At 38.9% G+C, this 21,368-nt stretch carries 18 protein-coding genes; 16 read left to right on the plus strand and 2 right to left on the minus strand.

From position 1 onward, the window contains the following. The first annotated feature begins 72 nt into the window (after positions 1–72). From purM to purH, 4 genes are all read left to right on the plus strand, one after another. Positions 73–1,101, plus strand: coding sequence for a phosphoribosylformylglycinamidine cyclo-ligase (gene purM, locus FQT67_RS00300; RefSeq protein WP_003062570.1), 1,029 nt, complete (start codon positions 73–75; stop codon positions 1,099–1,101). Further along, positions 1,094–1,648 carry a phosphoribosylglycinamide formyltransferase gene (purN, locus tag FQT67_RS00305; RefSeq protein WP_003056410.1) on the plus strand — a complete coding sequence of 185 codons (555 nt, stop codon included), beginning with the start codon at positions 1,094–1,096 and terminating at the stop codon, positions 1,646–1,648. Before purM ends, purN begins: the two co-directional genes overlap by 8 nt. A 106-nt stretch (positions 1,649–1,754) precedes the next feature. Continuing rightward, positions 1,755–2,267, plus strand: coding sequence for a VanZ family protein (locus tag FQT67_RS00310; protein ID WP_015057184.1), 513 nt, complete (start codon positions 1,755–1,757; stop codon positions 2,265–2,267). An 18-nt stretch (positions 2,268–2,285) separates the two neighbouring features. Then, positions 2,286–3,830, plus strand: coding sequence for a bifunctional phosphoribosylaminoimidazolecarboxamide formyltransferase/IMP cyclohydrolase (purH, locus tag FQT67_RS00315; protein WP_046177523.1), 1,545 nt, complete (start codon positions 2,286–2,288; stop codon positions 3,828–3,830). 79 nt (positions 3,831–3,909) lie between these two features. Here purH and FQT67_RS00320 read toward each other — a convergent pair whose 3' ends face one another. Beyond that, positions 3,910–5,037 carry an SH3 domain-containing protein gene (locus FQT67_RS00320; RefSeq protein WP_003055557.1) on the minus strand — a complete coding sequence of 376 codons (1,128 nt, stop codon included), beginning with the start codon at positions 5,035–5,037 and terminating at the stop codon, positions 3,910–3,912. 283 nt (positions 5,038–5,320) lie between these two features. Between FQT67_RS00320 and purD the strand changes: the two genes are divergently transcribed. Further along, positions 5,321–6,583, plus strand: a complete 1,263-nt coding sequence (gene purD, locus FQT67_RS00325) for a phosphoribosylamine--glycine ligase (RefSeq protein ID WP_046177522.1) — start codon at positions 5,321–5,323, stop codon at positions 6,581–6,583. Between the two features lie 310 nt (positions 6,584–6,893). Here purD and FQT67_RS00330 read toward each other — a convergent pair whose 3' ends face one another. Further along, positions 6,894–7,757 carry an IS982 family transposase gene (locus FQT67_RS00330; protein WP_046177583.1) on the minus strand — a complete coding sequence of 288 codons (864 nt, stop codon included), beginning with the start codon at positions 7,755–7,757 and terminating at the stop codon, positions 6,894–6,896. Between the two features lie 430 nt (positions 7,758–8,187). Between FQT67_RS00330 and purE the strand changes: the two genes are divergently transcribed. From purE to adhE, 11 genes are all read left to right on the plus strand, one after another. Continuing rightward, on the plus strand, positions 8,188–8,676 hold the full coding sequence (purE, locus tag FQT67_RS00335) for a 5-(carboxyamino)imidazole ribonucleotide mutase (RefSeq protein ID WP_046177508.1): 489 nt from the start codon (positions 8,188–8,190) through the stop codon (positions 8,674–8,676). Then, a complete protein-coding gene (gene purK / locus FQT67_RS00340) occupies positions 8,663–9,736 on the plus strand; it encodes a 5-(carboxyamino)imidazole ribonucleotide synthase (protein ID WP_015016519.1) in 1,074 nt (357 codons plus the stop codon). Before purE ends, purK begins: the two co-directional genes overlap by 14 nt. A gap of 18 nt (positions 9,737–9,754) precedes the next feature. After that, entirely contained in the window at positions 9,755–11,614 is a 1,860-nt protein-coding gene (locus tag FQT67_RS00345; RefSeq protein WP_143936354.1) for a DUF262 domain-containing protein, read from the plus strand. Positions 11,615–11,798: 184 nt separating this feature from the next. Beyond that, a complete protein-coding gene (gene purB, locus FQT67_RS00350) occupies positions 11,799–13,091 on the plus strand; it encodes an adenylosuccinate lyase (protein WP_022554088.1) in 1,293 nt (430 codons plus the stop codon). A 141-nt stretch (positions 13,092–13,232) separates the two neighbouring features. Further along, the gene (locus FQT67_RS00355; RefSeq protein ID WP_012766420.1) at positions 13,233–14,144 is read left to right on the plus strand and encodes an XRE family transcriptional regulator; all 912 of its coding nucleotides are present in this window, start codon (positions 13,233–13,235) and stop codon (positions 14,142–14,144) included. Between the two features lie 86 nt (positions 14,145–14,230). Beyond that, positions 14,231–14,326: a quorum-sensing system DWW-type pheromone gene (locus tag FQT67_RS10855; RefSeq protein WP_198455558.1), complete on the plus strand. Its 96-nt coding sequence runs from the start codon at positions 14,231–14,233 to the stop codon at positions 14,324–14,326. A 51-nt stretch (positions 14,327–14,377) separates the two neighbouring features. Further along, positions 14,378–15,376: a Holliday junction branch migration DNA helicase RuvB gene (gene ruvB / locus FQT67_RS00360; RefSeq protein ID WP_015057190.1), complete on the plus strand. Its 999-nt coding sequence runs from the start codon at positions 14,378–14,380 to the stop codon at positions 15,374–15,376. 134 nt (positions 15,377–15,510) lie between these two features. Next, positions 15,511–15,942 carry a low molecular weight protein-tyrosine-phosphatase gene (locus FQT67_RS00365; protein ID WP_003059365.1) on the plus strand — a complete coding sequence of 144 codons (432 nt, stop codon included), beginning with the start codon at positions 15,511–15,513 and terminating at the stop codon, positions 15,940–15,942. A 28-nt stretch (positions 15,943–15,970) separates the two neighbouring features. Beyond that, positions 15,971–16,372, plus strand: coding sequence for an MORN repeat-containing protein (locus FQT67_RS00370; RefSeq protein ID WP_003049089.1), 402 nt, complete (start codon positions 15,971–15,973; stop codon positions 16,370–16,372). Beyond that, positions 16,369–18,144, plus strand: a complete 1,776-nt coding sequence (locus FQT67_RS00375) for an acyltransferase family protein (RefSeq protein WP_003059359.1) — start codon at positions 16,369–16,371, stop codon at positions 18,142–18,144. The genes FQT67_RS00370 and FQT67_RS00375 overlap by 4 nt, the downstream gene beginning before the upstream one ends. A 320-nt stretch (positions 18,145–18,464) precedes the next feature. Next, positions 18,465–21,107, plus strand: a complete 2,643-nt coding sequence (adhE, locus tag FQT67_RS00380; RefSeq protein WP_046166147.1) for a bifunctional acetaldehyde-CoA/alcohol dehydrogenase — start codon at positions 18,465–18,467, stop codon at positions 21,105–21,107. The last annotated feature ends 261 nt before the right edge of the window (positions 21,108–21,368 follow it).

A 21,368-nucleotide genomic window follows, 5' to 3' on the forward strand; every position in this document is an offset into this window, starting at 1 on the left:
GACGATGAGTAGCAGGACCTGCCTAGGACTGTACCACTTTAGTTGAGTTTTGATTAAAAAAAGGAAAAAATGATGATAGAAAAAAACGCTTATGCCCAATCTGGAGTAGATGTTGAGGCGGGATATGAAGTTGTGGAACGTATAAAAAAACACGTAGCTCGTACAGAGCGATTAGGAGTTATGGGAGCTCTAGGTGGTTTTGGTGGTATGTTTGATTTATCCCAGACAGCTATTAAAGAACCAGTTCTTATTTCTGGAACAGACGGTGTGGGTACCAAACTCATGCTGGCGATCCAGTATGATAAACATGATACGATTGGTCAGGATTGTGTAGCCATGTGCGTTAATGATATTATTGCCGCAGGTGCGGAGCCTCTCTATTTCCTTGATTATATTGCAACTGGTAAAAATGAACCTGCTAAGTTGGAACAAGTTGTTGCAGGTGTGGCAGAAGGTTGTGTACAGGCTGGCTGTGCCCTTATCGGAGGTGAAACAGCAGAAATGCCAGGCATGTACGGCGAAGAGGATTATGATTTGGCTGGTTTTACAGTTGGTATTGCTGAAAAGTCTCAGATTTTGGATGGGTCAAAAGTTGCCGAAGGTGATATTCTCCTAGGCCTTGCTTCAAGTGGCATCCACTCGAATGGTTATTCACTTGTTCGTCGTGTCTTTGCTGATTATACGGGAGATGAGGTTTTGCCTGAACTGGAGGGTCAAAAACTTAAAGATGTTCTTCTTGAACCAACTCGTATTTATGTGAAAGCTGTGCTTCCTCTTATCAAGGAAGGGTTGGTTAACGGCATTGCCCATATCACTGGTGGTGGTTTTACAGAGAATATTCCTCGTATGTTTGCAGATGATTTAGCTGCTGAAATTGACGAAAATAAGGTGCCTGTTCTTCCAATTTTTAAAGCTCTTGAGAAGTATGGGCAGATTAAGCATGAGGAAATGTTTGATATTTTCAATATGGGGATTGGCCTGGTTCTAGCAGTTACACCGGAAAATGTGGATCGTGTCAAGAAACTCCTTAACGAACCAGTCTATGATATCGGTCATATCGTGACCAAAAGGGATGCTAGTGTGGTGATTTCAAATGGCTAAAAAAATAGCCGTCTTTGCATCTGGCAATGGATCAAATTTTCAAGTGATTGCAGAGCAATTCAAGGTTGAACTGGTCTTTTCAGATCGACGAGATGCTTATGTTTTAGAACGTGCCCAAAAACTTGGGGTTAGGGCAGTTACATTTGAACTCAAGGAATTTGAAACTAAGGCTGCCTATGAAAAAGAAATTGTCCAGTTTCTTGACAAACATGACATTGATTTGATTTGTTTAGCAGGCTACATGAAAATTGTAGGGCCTACTCTTCTGGATGCTTATGAGGGCCGAATGATTAATATTCATCCAGCTTATTTACCAGAATTTCCTGGAGCTCATGGGATTTCAGATGCCTGGCAAGCAGGCGTAGATCAGTCAGGCGTAACTGTGCATTGGGTTGACAGCGGAGTTGATACGGGTGACATCATTCAGCAGGTGCGCGTGTCACGTTTGGCTAGTGATACCATTGAAGATTTTGAAACAAGGATTCATAAAGCGGAGTACCAGCTTTATCCAGAAGTATTGGATCGTTTAGGCGTTGATAGGAAATAGCCAACTTGTAAATGAGAAAAAATGGTATATTGACACTTATGATTTAAAGTTTTAGACTTGAGATAAATTGAACCTATGTCAAAAAGCTTTTTAGGGGGTGTTGATATTGCTAAAGTCTAAAAAATTAACATTTATACTATTTTATTTATACTTATTCTTACTGTCTTGGTGTATATTATTTAAGTTTGAGACTCAGTTACAATTTATTAATTGTTTTCAACAAGAACGTGTTGTTAATTGGGTACCATTTACTCAACCAGTGATTGTTAATGGAGATATTGTTTTTGCAGAAATGGGATTTAATTTATTATTTTTTATTCCATTTGGTGTATGTCTTCCAATACTTGCTCCAAATTGGACTTATAAAAAAATAGTTTCTTTAGGCTTATTACTTAGTTTACTTTATGAAACTTTGCAATTTATATTAGCAATAGGTATATCCGATGTAACAGATTTACTATTTAATACATTAGGTGTTTGTTGTGGGATATTACTCTATCAACTAATAAATAATTTATTTAATAATAGAATTACGGTATTGATAAATACTATTGGAATACTATTTGTGGCAATCCCGACAATTGGACTTCTGGCCTTAGTAATTTTAGGGCTAAAATAATAACTTAAGGAGAATAGAATGAAACGTGCACTGATTTCAGTTTCAGATAAAGCGGGCATTGTAGATTTTGCCAAAGAATTAAAAAATCTTGGTTGGGACATTATTTCAACTGGTGGGACTAAGACGGCACTTGATGCAGCAGGTCTTGAGACTATTGCTATTGATGATGTGACAGGATTTCCAGAAATGATGGATGGTCGTGTTAAGACCCTTCACCCTAATATTCACGGGGGACTTTTAGCTCGTCGTGATAGAGATAGTCACTTGCAGTCTGCTCGCGAGAATAATATAGAGCTCATTGATCTTGTAGTGGTCAATCTTTACCCTTTTAAGGAAACTATTTTGCGTCCAGATGTGACATACGATTTGGCAGTGGAGAATGTTGATATTGGTGGTCCATCAATGCTGCGCTCTGCAGCAAAAAATCATGCCAGTGTGACTATTATAGTTGATCCGAGTGATTACCCTCTTGTCTTGGCAGAATTGACTGAAACTGGGAATACAACATATGAGATGCGTCAGCGTCTGGCTGCTAAAGTTTTTCGTCATACGGCTGCCTATGACGCTTTGATTGCAGATTATTTCACGACTCAAGTTGGTGAAAATAAGCCAGAAAAACTGACTTTGACTTATGATTTGAAACAAGCTATGTGTTACGGAGAAAATCCCCAACAAGCTGCTGATTTTTATCAAAATGCTATTCCAACGGAATATGCCATTGCTTCTGCCAAACAACTTAATGGAAAGGAATTGTCTTTTAACAACGTTCGAGATGCAGATGCGGCAATCCGAATTATTCGAGATTTTAAAGATCAACCAACGGTTGTGGCTCTTAAGCATATGAATCCATGTGGCATTGGACAGGCAGATACTATTGAAACAGCGTGGGATTACTGCTATGAGGCCGATCCGGTATCTATATTTGGTGGGATTGTGGTTCTCAACCGTGAAGTCGATGCCATGACAGCTCAGAAGATGCATCCTGTTTTTCTTGAAATCATTATTGCGCCATCTTACACGGAAGAAGCGCTAGCCATTCTAACCCATAAAAAGAAAAATTTGCGTCTCCTTGAATTACCTTTTGGTGCTCAAGATGCCAGCGAACTGGAAAAGGAGTATACCGGTGTAGTTGGTGGGATGCTCGTCCAAAATCAGGATGTTGTCTCAGAGAGTCCGGCGGATTGGCAAATAGTTACGGAACGACAACCATCAGAGCAAGAAATGACTGCTTTGGAGTTTGCTTGGAAAGCCATCAAATATGTTAAATCAAATGGGATTCTTATCGCGAATGACCATATGACTTTAGGTGTAGGTCCAGGACAAACCAATCGTGTGGCTTCTGTTCGTATTGCTGTTGAGCAAGCTAAAAAGCATCTTGATGGAGCAGTATTAGCTTCCGATGCTTTCTTTCCTTTTGCTGATAATATTGAAGAAATTGCGGCTTCAGGGATTAAAGCCATTATTCAGCCAGGTGGTTCAGTTAGAGATCAAGATTCTATTGACGCTGCCAATAAACATGGCCTGACTATGGTATTTACAGGTGTCAGACATTTTAGACATTAAAAACTAAAAGAGATGTGGTCGTCTAGGACACATCTCTTTTAGTATAATATTTAGAGAAAACGAAGAAGAGGAAAAGGGATTATGGCAATTTAGAGGCTTTATCAGCAGTTAACCATGTTCCACGTGATCCAATCTTGACATAAATCCCATTGCTTGGTCGGTCGACTTTCAGTACCCTATAGTTACCTGGGATAACAAAAAACTCACCAGCCTGTAAAATTTGATTTCCTGCTTTTACTCCTTTACGATCTGTTTCATCCAAAGGTGAGGGATCAATCCAGTTAAGAGAAGTAGCGCCCCCACCAGCTAGTTCCTCGCTAACTAATAGATTGTTTACAATACGATCCACACGGAAAACGCCAGGGAAAGTCACTCTATCGCCAATATTGATAGGCGATGTTGTCTCAGAGACTTGTTGTGTTTTTTGCTCTATCTTTTTAATTGGGATATAACGTCGATTTCCTGAAAAACTGAGATAGCTAATCCATTCATGACCGTCAACGGTCATAGCTTGATCGTAATGAACAGATTGTCCAGGATTATAATAAGCTAAGTCAGGGCTAGTGAGTTGAGCCTGTGCTTTAACAGGAGTACGCTCAGTAAAATGGTAAGTTCCTCCTTGTTTTACTGCTTCTTTAGAAACCTGTTGTTCTTTTGTTTGAGACTTACTTGCTTCACCACTAGGCAAATCTTTAAAATGAATATAACCGCTCACATGGTTTTTGGGGATTTGACGCTTATGGTATTTCTCAGGTCCTTGACCAGCATTGTAATTATATTCCTCAATCACAACAGAATCTCCACGTACTTCGGCTACCCAGGCCACATGGCCATACGTTGCATGAGATTGGAAAGCGTTAGTATCAAACCACGCTACTGCCCCGACTTTAGGGGTCTTATTGACAGTATAACCTTGTTTTTTTGCAATATGTCCCCAAGTGCAGGCATTCCCATAGCCTTTGGGCAACTGAAAACCATTTGCTGAACTCAGACGGAAAGCGACAAATGACGTGCACTGACGAACATACATATTCCAAGAATCAATTCCAGATCCCTTTTTCCATTTGCTAGGATAATTATCCCCAAGGACAGCTGCATGAACAACTCCTGTATGTTCTGCATTCAAAGTGGATGCAACTGAAGATACAGCACCATTAACACTCAAAAGGATTGCTCCGGACACTAACAATTGATGAATTTTTTTCATTCATTACCTCCTGTAACTAATTATTCGAAAGAGGAGGACAAAAATGACAGAAGTTGATTAATATTTTTTAAAAAAATAGTTACTGTGGACACAGTAGTAGAAGGGTAATCAAGGCTGGAGGCTGGGAAACTTCGGACAATGTGAAAGTAACTTTAAAACAAGATACATTTAATCAATTAACGAACGTTATATAAATAAATCCTATAAATAGACAGAAAACAAAAAAATAAACGAACAAATGTGTTATAATGTTTTAAGATAATACGTAGACGAGGTATTTGTTTTGAAGTTATTAGTTGTTGGTTCTGGTGGCCGTGAGCATGCTATCGCTAAAAAATTGTTAGAGTCTGATGGGGTTGAGGCCATTTTTGTTGCTCCTGGTAATGATGGCATGACCTTAGATGGTTTGCAATTGGTCGACATTGCTATTTCCGAACATTCAAGATTGATTGCCTTTGCGCAAGAAAATGATATCGCTTGGACGTTTATTGGTCCAGATGATGCATTGGCAGCTGGGATTGTTGATGATTTTAACACAGCTGGTCTGCAAGCTTTTGGTCCAAGCCGTTTAGCAGCAGAGCTTGAGTGGTCTAAGGATTTTGCTAAGGAAATCATGGTTAAGTACCAAGTTCCGACAGCAGCCTATGGCACATTCTCCGACTTCGAAGAAGCTAAGGCTTATATCCTAGAAAAAGGTGCGCCAATCGTTGTTAAGGCTGACGGTTTAGCTCTTGGTAAGGGTGTTGTTGTGGCTGAAACGGTTGATCAGGCGGTAGAAGCTGCTCATGAGATGCTTTTGGATAATAAATTTGGCGATTCTGGTGCCCGAGTGGTCATTGAGGAGTTTCTTGAGGGTGAGGAATTTTCACTCTTTGCTTTCGTTAATGGCGACAAGTTCTATATGATGCCGACAGCCCAAGACCACAAGCGGGCCTATGATGGTGACAAGGGCCCTAATACAGGCGGTATGGGAGCTTATGCACCAGTTCCGCACATTTCACAAGATGTGGTTGATCAAGCTGTAGAAAGCATTGTTAAACCGGTTCTTGACGGTATGATTAAGGAAGGGCGTCCATACCTTGGAATCCTTTATGCGGGTCTGATTTTGACGGCTGAGGGTCCAAAAGTTATTGAGTTCAATGCTCGCTTCGGTGATCCGGAAACGCAGATTATTCTTCCGCGCCTCACCTCAAACTTTGCCCAAAACATTACAGACATTCTTGATCAAAAGGACACCACAATCACTTGGTTAGAAGAAGGGCTTACTCTGGGTGTCGTGGTTGCCTCAGAAGGTTACCCATTAGCTTATGAAAAAGGAGTCGTTTTGTCAGCTAAAAGCGAGGGCGAGATTGTGACTTACTATGCCGGCGCTAAGTTTTCGGCGGATGGCCAAGCGCTGCTGTCCAATGGCGGTCGGGTCTACATGTTGGTCACCACAGCTGACGACGTCTCAGCTGCGCAAACCAGAATTTACCAAGAACTGGACAAACAAAAACGGCCAGGCCTCTTTTACCGTAACGATATCGGCAGCAAGGCATTGAAATAAGCTTGAGAGTCGTTTCGTTAATTTATTTGAATTTATCATCAAATTAAAAAAGCGCAAGCAAGAAGCGAACGTAGTGAGCCAACTTGCAGTGACATAGTGGTGAAAGTCATAGCCTGTTAAGGCTATGACAGGGAAAATGGGAGACCTCAGGCTCACATTTTAACAATGAAACGCCCTAAATTGAGAAAGGCAGTTGCTTGTGTCCCTCACCACAATGTCACTGCAAAAAAAGAATCAATGATTTATATGGATGTTTTAATCATATGGAAAATAAGCTTGGGACACTTTATTAATATATTTACCCGTGGTGCTAGTTGATTTCAAAATACTTCAAATTATAAGCTAGTATGAATTGTTCAAGTCTCAATTGTAATCCAGATAGTCCCCTAGCCAATGTCTGCTCAATATCAAATAGAGAACAAAGTTCCGAAAAGCGAGTTTCAATTGTCCGTCTCCATGCTAGCAACTGCCTGTTGTTATGTTGCTTTGCGCCGACCATGTTTTGACGCAAGGGCGTCCACAAATGATAACCTTTATGTCCCAACTTATCTTTTAGCTCTTGACTGAGATATCCTAAGTCCGCAAGGACAACAGTTTGTTTACAGCCTTCTAGCAGTTCATCAACGACTTTAATATCATGGACAGAAGCTGGTGTCACAACATAGTTCAACATAACACCCGATAATGTGACCAGCATATGAACTTTAAACCCATAGAACCATAAGTGTTTAGAGGCATTGTAGCCAATATCAGCTAAACCTTTAAAAACCTTCGCTTTGTGATTGCGAATAGGTTGGCACAAAGGCATAGGAAAACTGTCCATGATCACAATGGTATCTGATGAGATTGGCTTATTCAACGCTTGACGAATGAGTTGAACCACCCCAATAAGCTGTCGTGTCCGTCTATTAAAGCGACTTCTCTCCAGTAAGTTTCCACAAAAGAAAAGGTGACAGATTCTATAGAAACGGCGTTGAGAGGTTATTCCTAACTCAGCTTGAAGTAACAATAAAACAAGAAGTGACACATCAGAAACCTTAGATAAGCCAACCTTTTTACGATGTTTTATTGATTTGGGACAATAATCACGATAACATTGAGAACATATTTGAGTTAATTGTGCTATACTCCATTGTAAATGATGGGATTTTGCAGTATACTGTAAGTGGCTCAAAAGAACTACCTCCTGTCTGTTTCGTCACTTACAGTATAGCTCTTTTGGGCTTTTTAGTATACTTTGACATCAACTAGCACCACGGGTATATATTTATATTTATCATCTGATAGACATCGTAAAAAGCGAACGTAGTGAGCTTAACGATACTTTTCGCCGTAGTGAGAAGAGTGACAGTGAGATGTCACTCGGGGGAAATAAAGATTGTTTATGTATTTATTTGGTAAAAGAGGTTCTTAGTGTTTGCGACACGAAGAAGTGATTTCGATAATAAATCACTGATGAGTTAGTGCAGTATTTAGGGTATATCTAATAGGAATAGCCGTATTCGGTTGAGCGAAGTAATCGCCAACCAGACTTAATACTGCCTGACGACCCCACTACCTAAGAAAAGTATCAAAAAGAAAAGTTATTTTAAAAAGGAGAGAAAATGGAAGCAATTGTATCCATCATCATGGGCTCCAGTTCTGACTGGACAACCATGCAAAAAGCAGCAGAGGTTTTGGATAAATTTGGCATTGCCTATGAGAAAAAAGTGGTTTCTGCCCATCGGACACCTGATTTGATGTTCAAACATGCCGAAGAAGCGCGTGGTCGCGGCATTAAGATTATTATTGCGGGTGCTGGCGGAGCAGCTCATCTGCCTGGTATGGTGGCTGCAAAAACAACCTTGCCGGTTATTGGTGTGCCTGTTAAATCGCGTACTTTGAGTGGACTTGATTCCCTTTATTCCATTGTCCAAATGCCAGGTGGCGTTCCTGTTGCAACTATGGCTATTGGTGAGGCTGGGGCTACTAATGCAGCCCTGACAGCATTGCGAATCCTTTCTATTGAAGATCAAAAGATTGCGGATGCCTTGGCTGATTTCCAAGTGGAACAAGGTAAAATTGCGGAGGCCATGACAGATGAACTCAAGTAAAACCATTGGTATTATTGGTGGCGGACAACTGGGTCAGATGATGGCTATTTCCGCTATTTATCTGGGACATCAAGTGATTACGCTAGACCCTTCAGCTGACTGTCCAGCAGGGCGTGTGAGCCAGCTGATTGTGGCACCTTATGACGATGTGGCAGCTCTGACTGAGCTTGCAGAGCGCTGCGATGTCCTAACCTATGAATTTGAAAATGTGGACGCTGATGGTTTGGATGCTGTCATCAAGGAGGGTCAACTGCCCCAAGGGACAGACCTGCTTCGGATTTCTCAGAATCGGATTTTTGAGAAAGAGTTTTTGGCCAATAAAGCCAAAGTCACTGTCGCACCTTACAAGGTGGTTAAGAGTGCTGCCGACTTGGATTCTATTGATCTCAGCAAAAAATACGTTTTAAAAACGGCGACAGGTGGTTACGATGGGCATGGACAAGTGGTCATTGCATCAGACGCCGACCTCGCTGCCGCTAGAGAATTAGCGGACTCTGCCGACTGTGTCTTGGAAGAATTTGTGGCCTTTGACTTGGAAGTGTCGGTCATCGTTTCAGGGAACCAAAAAGAGTTTACCGTCTTCCCCGTTCAAGAAAATATTCACCGCAACAATATCTTGTCAAAAACCATTGTGCCGGCCCGCATTTCGGAAGAGCTAGCAGAAAAAGCTAAGGCCATGGCCTTGGAGATTGCTAAGCAGTTGAACCTAGCAGGAACCCTTTGTGTGGAAATGTTTGCCAGCAAAGATGACATTATTGTCAACGAGATTGCCCCAAGACCGCATAATTCTGGTCACTATTCTATCGAAGCCTGTGATTTCTCACAGTTCGACACGCATATTCTGGGTGTGCTCGGTTTGCCGCTGCCAGCCATTACTTTGCACGCTCCAGCGGTCATGCTCAATGTCTTAGGTCAACATATGGATAAAGCGCAAGCCTATGTCCAAGAAAACCCTAGCGCCCACCTTCATCTTTATGGTAAACTAGAAGCGAAACAAAACCGCAAGATGGGACATGTGACGCTGTTTAGTGATGAGGCTGATAATGTGGAGGAGTTTTAATATTTTAAAGGAGAATTTATGGCATTCACAACTGAAACAAGAGCAATCACTGATATTTTTCAAAGATCGGTCCAATATAGTATTCCAAGATATCAAAGGAATTATGTTTGGAGACAAGTAAACTGGAGAGAGTTGATTGTAGATATTCGTTTTTCTATGGATAATGGGGATGAAATTCCATGGTCTCATTTTTTAGGAACAATTGTACTTAATAAAATGGTAAGTGACAAGGGAATTGATAGATACGAAATTATTGATGGACAGCAAAGATTAACTACTATATATATTTTAATCATTTCGATATTCGGGAGGTTGAAACAAATTAATGAAGAATCTGCAAAAAATAGAGCTAACTATATTTATGATTCCTTTATAACAAGTTTAAATAATGAATCGAAACGTTGTCCTGTAATAAAAAACGAAGATTTTGATGATGATATAAAAGAAATAATAGATCATACTCAAAATAGTAAAAAAAATAAACTTTCTAAATCAAATAATTATTATAAATTGTATTCATATTTTGAAAGTGAATTTCGTGATAAATCATATACAGACATCTCAAATTTTATTGATAAATTATTAAGTGCTAATATTGTTGAGATCATTTCTGGCCAAGAAGAAGAGATTTACAATATTTTTGAAGTTCTTAATGCGAGGGGTCAAAAGCTTAAGCAGATAGAATTATTAAAAAACCATATTATGAAATACGTACAGCCACGAGATGATGAATTTATAGATCAGGCTAGAAAAACGTGGAGGTCAATTGAGGAAGCTGCAAACAACCTTAGCAATTCAGATTCTTTAATTCAAAGTTTTGCTAAATGTTACATAAAGAGACAAGCAGAAAATATAGAAGGTGTATATAGACTTATAAAAGAAGAAGTTTCTGTAGATTCTTTATCAGAGTTTTTATCAAATTTAAAAGAGTATACAGATGTTTATGTAAGTATATCAAATAAGGATGCAAGTGATGCAACAATTGAGTATTTTAATATTAAGAGAAATCAGCAGATTAGACCTCTACTTACTGCCATTTCTTTGTTAGAAAAAAGGGGAACTATTACTTGTGAACTAAAGAATGAAGCATTTAAGATCTTGAGAAATTATTTTTTTACATTTAACACATTTAGATTATCAAGTAATAAAATGGAGAGTTTGATCACTACGTTATCGTTTGATATATACCATGTTCAATATGCTCAAGAGTTTAAGATGTATCTATCCCGATTTTTATATGATGCGCAAAAAGTCTTACCTGATGGAGATGTAAAGAATACTTTTATAGAAAATAAGACTTTTAGATTTTCTAACAAGGATGATACATTATCTAAAAATAGAAGTATTGTTAGATACATATTAGCTTCAATATACAAATTAGACCAATACGATACTGATTTCTCTACAAATTCATTAACTATTGAGCATTTGATTGGTGATGATGGATACACTGATAATTCATTGATTCAAAATCTTACCTTAACCACTTCTAATATAAACTTGGATGAATTACAAAATAAAGATATAAGACAGAAGTTAGATATTTTAAAGAAACAATCTACAATAAAGAAAAATCAACAATTAGAAGAATATTGGATAGATAATAATGGCTTTGATTTTTTAAAGAGAAAATCAGATCTTCTAGATTTAATTTTTGACAATGTCTTTCGCTTTGATACGAATATTTTTAATTTGACTAAAAATGATGTAGATGAATACTTTAATCGATATGAAAAAATATTAAAAATAGATAACAAAGAGTTGTTAGAAATTCTTAGACAACAGGGAAAAAATTTCTATCAGAATATTAGTAATGATCCCAAATTAAGCAATTTAAGACGAATTTATGATTCTATTGACAACTTATCTAAAGAATAAAAAATTTTATACAATAGTTAACAAAATTTCAAGACACAATAGAAAGGAACAAGGGCACCTTATTCATTGAATTGAATTCGGGCTACGGACTTTACAAAAAAGATAGTTTTTCCTAGAACTTTTGGTTCTTCGTCAAAACTCCTATTTTTGCGGTGTCCGCTTAACGCCCTTAATATCTTAAATTATGTTAGAACGTTATTCACGCCCTGAGATGGCGAACATTTGGAGTGAAGAAAATAAGTACCGTGCTTGGTTAGAGGTGGAAATCTTAGCCGATGAGGCTTGGGCTGAGCTTGGGGAGATTCCTAAAGAGGATGTGGCTAAGATTCGTGCTAATGCCGACTTTGATGTGGATCGGATTCTTGAGATTGAAAAAGAGACTCGTCATGATGTGGTGGCTTTCACTCGTGCGGTTTCCGAAACACTTGGTGATGAGCGTAAGTGGGTTCACTATGGTTTAACGTCAACGGATGTTGTTGATACGGCTTATGGTTACCTTTACAAACAGGCTAACGATATTATTCGTCGCGACCTTGAGAACTTTACGCAAATCGTGGCTGATAAGGCGCGTGAGCACAAAATGACCATTATGATGGGGCGTACGCACGGTGTTCATGCGGAACCAACGACTTTTGGTCTTAAACTGGCAACTTGGTACAGCGAGATGAAACGGAATCAAGAGCGTTTCGAGCGCGCTGCTGCTGGGGTTGAGGCTGGTAAAATCTCTGGCGCGGTAGGCAATTTTGCCAATATCCCTCCATTTGTGGAAGAATATGTTTGCGGTAAGCTTGGCATCCGCCCCCAAGAAATTTCGACACAGGTCCTACCTCGTGATCTACATGCCGAATACTTTGCGGTTCTAGCAAGCATCGCAACTTCTATTGAACGCATGGCGACTGAAATCCGTGGTTTGCAAAAATCTGAACAACGTGAAGTGGAAGAGTTCTTTGCTAAAGGGCAAAAAGGTAGCTCAGCTATGCCACATAAACGTAACCCAATCGGTTCTGAAAACATGACTGGTTTGGCGCGTGTTATCCGTGGTCATATGATTACTGCTTATGAAAATGTTCCTTTATGGCATGAACGTGATATTTCTCATTCTTCCGCAGAACGGATTATTACTCCAGATACAACCATTCTGATTAACTACATGCTTAACCGCTTTGGCAATATCGTTAAAAACTTAACGGTCTTCCCTGAAAATATGATCCGCAACATGGGTTCTACCTTTGGTCTTATTTTCAGCCAACGCGTGATGCTTAAATTGATTGAAAAAGGTATGACCCGTGAAGGTGCCTATGACTTGGTTCAACCAAAAACAGCTTACTCATGGGATAACCAAGTGGACTTTAAACCACTTTTAGAAGCTGATGAAGAAGTGACTTCTCGTCTAACCCAAGAAGAAATTGACGAACTCTTCAACCCTGTTTATTACACACAACGTGTTGATGACATCTTTGAACGATTAGGACTTTAAAAAGAAAATATTAATGAAAGAAGGTCTAAGCCTTCTTTTTTTGTTTAAAAAGCGAACAAAAGTTGCAAAAAACTCATAAAAATTAGTTTTTTATTAAATGATGTGATATAATAAAGAAAATAGCTTTGGAAGAGAGAAAGCATGTTAGAGCATTTTGGTGAAAAAGTGAGAGGATTAAGACTTGAGAAAGGGATTAGTCGAGAGGAATTGTGTGGAGATGAGGCAGAATTGTCTGTTCGCCAGTTGGCGAGGATAGAGCTAGGTCAATCTATACCAAGTTTAGCGAAGGTTATTTTTATTGCGAAAGCCTTAGAGGTCAGTGTCGGTTATTTGACGGATGGCGCTAACCTAGAACTCCCTAAACGATATAAAGAGTTAAAATATCTCATTTTAAGGACTCCGACTTATATGGACGATCGCAAATTACAGGTCCGGGAGTCTCAGTTTGATGAGATATTTGAAAACTATTATGATCAATTGCCCGAGGAGGAACAATTGATTATAGAATGTTTACAGGCTACGCTAGACACTTTATTAAGTGAAAACATCAATTTTGGTGTCGAATTATTGCAGGAATATTTTAAACAAACCAAAGTTAAACTACGTTTTAAACAAAACGACTTGATACTTATTGAACTCTATCTGGCTTATCTCGATATTGAAGGGATGTATGGAGAATATTCTGATAAGGTTTTTTATGATTCTTTGTTAGATAACCTGTTAAAACAATTCGATGACTTTGAATTAGACGAACTGTTCATAGTTAATAAAATTATTATTGATATTTCTTCTTTAAGTATTAAAACTAATAAACTAGATAATCTAGAAAAGACGATTGCTATAAGTCAAAAAATCATGGCAAAAATCCAGGATTGGAATAGAATGCCTATACTAAAATTAATAGAATGGAAGTACTTTTTAATAAAACAAAAGAACAGAAAACAAGCAGAGGAATCATATACAAAGGCGTGTCTGTTTGCGCAAATAACAGGAGACAAGTATTTGGAAGAGCAATTAATCAAAGAATGGGAGAAAGATATTTGTGCTTATTAACAGGACATGAATGTCATTTTTCTAGAAATAGAAGTGAGTTATAATTCTTTCATAACCTAAAAAATTAATTGAAGGAGTTTTGACCTATGTTCAAAAGATATCACTACTATTTTATACTTACTGCTATGTTAGCATTTAAAGCAGCTCAGATGATAAGTCAAGTGGATTGGTGGCGTTTGTAAACCACAATTCTTCCTCACTCCCCCTCTCCTACTTTGTGTTATAATACTATTATGGCTAGAATTTTAGATAATGATGTAATGGGGGATGAAGAACTTGTTGAGCGAACGCTTCGTCCGCAGTATTTACGTGAGTACATTGGGCAAGATAAGGTTAAGGAACAATTAACCATTTTTATTGAAGCGGCTAAGCTCCGTGATGAATCTTTAGATCATGTGTTGTTGTTTGGCCCTCCAGGTTTAGGGAAAACCACAATGGCATTTGTGATTGCTAATGAATTAGGGGTTAACTTGAAGCAAACTTCAGGACCAGCGATTGAGAAGGCTGGTGATTTGGTAGCTATTTTGAATGATCTGGAACCAGGAGATGTGCTCTTTATTGATGAAATTCATCGTCTGCCTATGGCAGTCGAAGAAGTATTGTACAGTGCTATGGAAGATTTTTACATCGACATTATGATTGGTGCTGGGGACACTAGTCGAAGTGTTCATTTGGATTTGCCACCTTTTACATTGATTGGAGCTACAACACGAGCTGGGATGTTATCAAATCCTTTGCGAGCTCGATTTGGCATTACTGGACACATGGAGTATTATCAGGAAGCTGATTTGACTGAAATTGTCGAACGAACAGCCGATATTTTTGACATGGAAATTGTTCACGAAGCGGCTCAAGAGTTAGCTTGCCGTAGTCGGGGAACACCGCGTATTGCTAATAGATTGTTAAAGCGGGTACGTGATTATGCTCAGATTGTTGGAGATGGCGTCATCACGGCTCAGATTACAGACAAAGCCCTAACCATGCTTGATGTTGATCGAGAAGGTCTTGATTATGTAGATCAGAAGATTTTACGCACCATGATTGAAATGTATCAGGGTGGACCTGTTGGGTTAGGCACTTTATCAGTTAATATTGCAGAAGAACGTGATACAGTTGAAGACATGTACGAACCTTATCTGATTCAAAAAGGATTTCTAATGCGTACACGAACTGGTCGTGTGGCGACGGAAAAAGCCTATCGTCATCTTGGTTATCCATATCCGTCTAAGTAATCCGTTTGTATTAAGGAATCATCATCTGAACCTGTTCTTAGTGTTCAGATTTTTTGTGTGAAGGCCTAAAATTATTATCTCTATTTCTCCGATAGAGGTGAGAAATTTGATATAATAGTCCAAAGGAGTTTTTCATGAAAAAAGTATGTTTTGTTTGTCTTGGGAATATTTGTCGAAGCCCTATGGCTGAATTTGTCATGAAAAGTTTGGTGTCATCTGATACTGTTTTCGTGGAGAGTCGAGCGACCTCAAGTTGGGAGCAGGGCAATCCTATTCATCCGGGCACGCAATCCATTTTGAAGGCTTATCAGATTGACTATGACGTGGCAAAACGTGCTCAGCAAATCACAGTAGCTGATTTTGAGGCTTTTGATGTGATTATTGGTATGGATAGCCAAAATGTTAAAGATCTTAGGGATATGTCACACCATCAGTGGGATGCTAAAATTAAACTTTTTAGAGAGGGTGGCGTCCCTGATCCTTGGTACACAGGCGATTTTGAAGAAACCTATCGATTAGTAACCCAAGGTTGTCAGAAGTGGTTAAAGGAATTAGGGGTTGACTAGTAGTCAACTTAGAAAATGAGTAGTAGGAATGACAAATATACAAAGTATGATTAAAAAATGGAATATCACACGAGCCAAGCTTGAAATTTTCTCAGTCATTGTTATTTTGGTTTGTGCCCTTTCGGTTTTTGGAGTGAGGCTAACACATCAAACTAGTCTGACCTACGAACAGGGAAAAATGCGGTATACAGGTTATGTTGTCAACCATAAGATGAATGGCAAAGGTAAGTTGATTTATCCCAATGGGGATACTTATGTTGGGACCTTCAAAAATGGTGTTTTTGAGGGAGAGGGAACTTTTACAGCTAAAACAGGCTGGTCTTATAAAGGTCAGTTTCATAAAGGTCAAGCAGATGGTAAAGGTGTGCTAAAGGCAAAAAATGCGAAGGTTTATAAAGGAACCTTCAAACAGGGGATATTTCAAAAATGAGAATAAAATGGTTTTCGTTTGTTAGGGTAACAGGGCTTTTGCTGGTCTTACTCTATCACTTTTTTAAAAACACATTTCCAGGAGGCTTTATAGGAGTTGATATTTTCTTCACTTTTTCAGGCTATCTAATCACAGCTCTCTTGATAGATGAATACACCAAAAAAGAAAGCATAGATATTATTGGTTTCCTAAGAAGGCGGTTTTATCGTATTGTTCCTCCGCTCGTTTTAATGATTTTATTGACTATCCCTTTTACTTTTTTAGTTAAAAGCGATTTTATTGCTAATTTAGGAAGTCAGATTGCAGCTGTTCTAGGGTTCACAACTAATATTTATGAGATATTAACAGGAAGCAGTTACGAAAGTCAATTTATCCCTCATCTCTTTGTTCACACGTGGAGTTTAGCCATTGAAGTCCATTTTTATTTGATTTGGGGAGTGTTGATTTGGTTGTTAGCTAAGCGTCAGGATAGTCATAAGAAGCTGAGAGGCCTTCTCTTTTTAATATCATCAGGAGTTTTTACAGTCAGCTTTTTGAGCATGTTTATCAGAGCTTTTGTGACTTCTAATGTATCATTGATTTATTTTTCGAGCTTCTCACATAGTTTCCCTTTCTTTTTGGGAGCGATGTTTGCGACGATGACAGGTATCAAGGAAACGACCGTTCGTTTTCAAAAAAATGTTCGGTTGTGGTCGCGTCAGCAAGTGATTGCTGTGATGGTTGGTGCTTTTGCCCTTTTACTCTTATTGACCATTACCTTGAATTTTAATCATATTGTGACTTATTTATTTGGCTTTGCATTAGCTAGTTTATTTGCATCGGTTATGATTTACGCTGCGCGTGTGCTTCACGAACAGACGCCAGACTGGCAAGAGCCTAAAGTAGTAACGTATTTGGCTGATATCAGCTACGGTATTTACCTTTTCCACTGGCCATTTTATATTATTTTTACCCAATTGATGTCAAATGTCTTGGCGGTTATTCTGACCACTTTCTTTTCGGTCTTGTTTGCTACCATGTCTTATTATATTGTGGAACCTTTGATTCAAGGTAAGAAACCTAACTTGCTTGGTTTGGAAATTGATTTGTCTCCCTATTATAAGTGGATTTCAGGAGTATCATTGGCCTTAGCCTTCCTGGCTTTGGGCACCTGTGTTGCAGCTCCAAAAGTGGGCAAATTTGAACGTCAGCTATTGGTAAGTTCTTTGCAACAGGCACAAAATAATATTGAACGAACACATACACTAGCAGCAGGAGATGCAAATGCTTTAAGTGATGTGAGCATTATCGGTGACTCTGTTGCTCTTAGATCCAGTGCGGCTTTCTCAAAACTCATGCCACAGGCTCAGCTAGATGCCGCGGTAAGTCGTAATTTTTCGGAAGCATTTGAGTTATTTACTAATCAAATTAACTCTAACTCTTTATCTAAGACAGTTGTTTTAGCAGTTGGGGTCAATTCACTCGATAACTATGGTCAAGACGTTCAATCGTTTATTGAAGCTTTACCTAAGGGACATCGCTTGGTTTTAGTTTCTCCGTATAATGCTAAAAATGCAGCTCAAGTAGCTGAGGCCAGAGATTATGCTATTAAGCTCCCTAAAAAATATAAGTACGTGACGATAGCAGACTGGTACAAGGTTGCTACCGATAACCCAGATATCTGGTATGGCAGTGATGGTGTGCATTACAGTGAAGACAGTCAAGGGGCTGAGTTATACGTTTCTACTATCCAAAAAGCCATTGAACAAGCTGCTAAAAAAGCCGCTAAATAAAATGCTTGCAGATTATTTTACTAAGAAAAGCCGGAGTTGATTTGCTCTGGCTTTTTGTGAGAATGAAATATTTTTTTGATCTCATAGGGAAGTAGTAACTCAAAGTTGTGCAAGAAAACGCTTTCAGAAATTGTCGTCCTAATTGAGATTTTATTTCTGAAAAAAGCAAGTGTAAAAAAGCGCGCTATCAAAGGGTTTCAGAAAGACTTTGAAAAAAACTTCACAAAAATCTTGTGAAATGATTTACAAATTTTCAAAAAGTGTTATAATAATTTTGTAAATAAAATTGTGAAACTTTTAACAAGATAAAGGAGTCTCAAATGACTGAAGGACATAACACTGTTGAAACAACCTCTGTTTCTGCGACAATTGATACTCTTGTTCAAAAAGGTTTAGCTGCTCTTGAAGAGATGCGTAAGCTTGGCCAAGAACAAGTTGACTATATCGTAGCAAAAGCTTCTGTTGCTGCCTTGGATGCACACGGAGAACTTGCTAAACATGCTTACGAAGAAACAGGTCGTGGTGTCTTTGAAGATAAAGCAACAAAAAATCTATTTGCTTGTGAGCATGTGGTTAATAACATGCGCCATCAAAAAACAGTAGGGATTATTGAAGAAGATGACGTGACAGGTTTGACGTTGATTGCTGAGCCGGTGGGTGTTATCTGTGGGATTACGCCAACAACTAACCCGACTTCAACAGCTATCTTTAAATCTTTGATTTCGTTAAAAACACGTAATCCAATCATTTTTGCTTTCCACCCATCTGCTCAAGAATCATCAGCACATGCCGCTCGGATTGTTAGAGACGCTGCTATCGCCGCTGGTGCTCCTGAGAACTGTGTTCAGTGGGTTGAAACACCATCACTTGAAGCAACAAATGCTTTGATGAATCATGATGGCATTGCAACCATCCTTGCTACAGGTGGAAATGCTATGGTTAAAGCAGCTTACTCATGTGGAAAACCTGCTCTTGGGGTAGGTGCAGGTAATGTTCCAGCCTATGTGGAAAAATCTGCTAACATCCGCCAAGCAGCTCATGATATTGTTATGTCAAAATCATTTGACAACGGTATGGTCTGTGCATCTGAACAAGCTGTTATCGTGGACAAAGAAATCTATGACGATTTTGTTGCAGAGTTCAAATCTTACCATACTTATTTTGTAAATAAAAAAGAAAAAGCCCTTCTTGAAGAATTCTGTTTTGGTGCAAAAGCTAACAGTAAAAACTGTGCTGGCGCTAAATTGAATCCAAACATTGTTGGGAAACCAGCTACTTGGATTGCAGAACAAGCTGGATTTACTGTTCCAGAAGGAACCAATATTCTTGCTGCAGAATGTAAAGAAGTTTCAGAAAATGAACCTTTAACACGTGAAAAATTATCTCCAGTCATTGCTGTCTTGAAATCTGAATCACGTGAAGACGGTGTTGAAAAAGCTCGTCAAATGGTTGAATTTAATGGACTTGGTCACTCAGCTGCCATTCATACAGCAGATGCAGAGTTGGCAAAAGAATTTGGTACTAGAATTCGTGCTATCCGTGTCATCTGGAATTCACCTTCTACATTTGGTGGTATCGGTGATGTTTACAATGCTTTCTTACCATCATTGACCTTAGGATGTGGTTCTTATGGCCGCAACTCAGTTGGTGATAACGTTAGTGCTGTTAATCTCTTGAACATCAAAAAAGTAGGAAGACGTAGAAATAATATGCAATGGTTTAAAGTCCCTTCAAAAACATACTTCGAACGTGATTCAATTCAATACCTTCAAAAATGCCGTGACGTTGAACGCGTGATGATTGTTACTGACCATGCCATGGTTGAACTTGGCTTCTTGGATCGTATCATTGAACAATTGGACCTTCGTCGTAATAAAGTGGTTTACCAAATCTTTGCAGATGTTGAACCAGATCCAGATATTACAACAGTTATGAAAGGTACTGAATTAATGCGTACCTTCAAACCAGATACCATTATTGCCCTTGGGGGTGGTTCTCCAATGGATGCTGCCAAAGTAATGTGGTTATTCTACGAGCAACCAGAAGTTGATTTCCATGACCTTGTCCAAAAATTCATGGATATTCGTAAACGTGCTTTCAAATTCCCAGAACTTGGTAAGAAAACAAAATTCATTGCCATTCCAACTACATCTGGTACAGGTTCAGAGGTAACACCATTTGCTGTTATTTCAGACAAGGCTAACAACCGTAAGTACCCAATTGCTGACTACTCATTGACACCAACTGTGGCAATTGTTGACCCAGCTTTGGTATTGACAGTTCCAGGCTTTATTGCTGCAGATACTGGTATGGACGTTTTGACACACGCCACAGAAGCTTATGTATCTCAAATGGCTAACGACTTTACAGATGGTTTGGCGCTTCAAGCAATTAAGATTGTCTTTGAAACTCTTGAAAAATCTGTTAAAGAAGCTGACTTTGAGTCACGTGAAAAAATGCATAATGCTTCAACAATGGCAGGTATGGCATTTGCCAATGCTTTTCTAGGTATTTCTCACTCAATGGCACATAAGATTGGTGCACAATTCCACACTGTTCATGGTCGTACCAATGCAATCTTGCTTCCATACGTTATCCGTTACAACGGTACACGTCCAGCTAAGACTGCAACATGGCCTAAGTACAATTACTACCGTGCGGATGAAAAATACCAAGACATTGCGAAATTGTTAGGACTTCCAGCTTCAACACCAGAAGAAGCCGTTGAGTCTTATGCGAAAGCTGTTTATGACCTTGGTTGCCGTGTTGGCATTAAGATGAACTTCAAAGATCAAGGAATTGATGAGAACGAGTGGAAAGAACATTCACGTGCCTTGGCTTACCTTGCTTATGAAGACCAATGTTCGCCTGCTAACCCACGCTTACCAATGGTTGACCATATGCAAGAAATCATTGAAGATGCTTACTATGGTTACGCAGAGCGCCCAGGACGCCGTAAATAATCTCTTTTAAAGTGTTGTGATGCAACGACCTCTTATGACTAGAACCATAAGAGGTCGTTTTTTTCGTGTATTTCGTGTATTGAGTTGAATACAACATACCCAAAATCCCCTCTAAAAGGAAGAAAGGATTTTGCTTATAATAATCAAAGAGAGGTTTCAACAACTTAACTAGTTAACTTAATTTTCAGAAAACTTTCGAAAATGAGTTGACAATAATTGTGAAAAGATATACAATTTTAATTGTAAACGGTTACAGAAGTA

Source organism: Streptococcus sp. NCTC 11567 (assembly GCF_902141215.1).
In the GTDB taxonomy this organism is placed as follows: domain Bacteria; phylum Bacillota; class Bacilli; order Lactobacillales; family Streptococcaceae; genus Streptococcus; species Streptococcus dysgalactiae.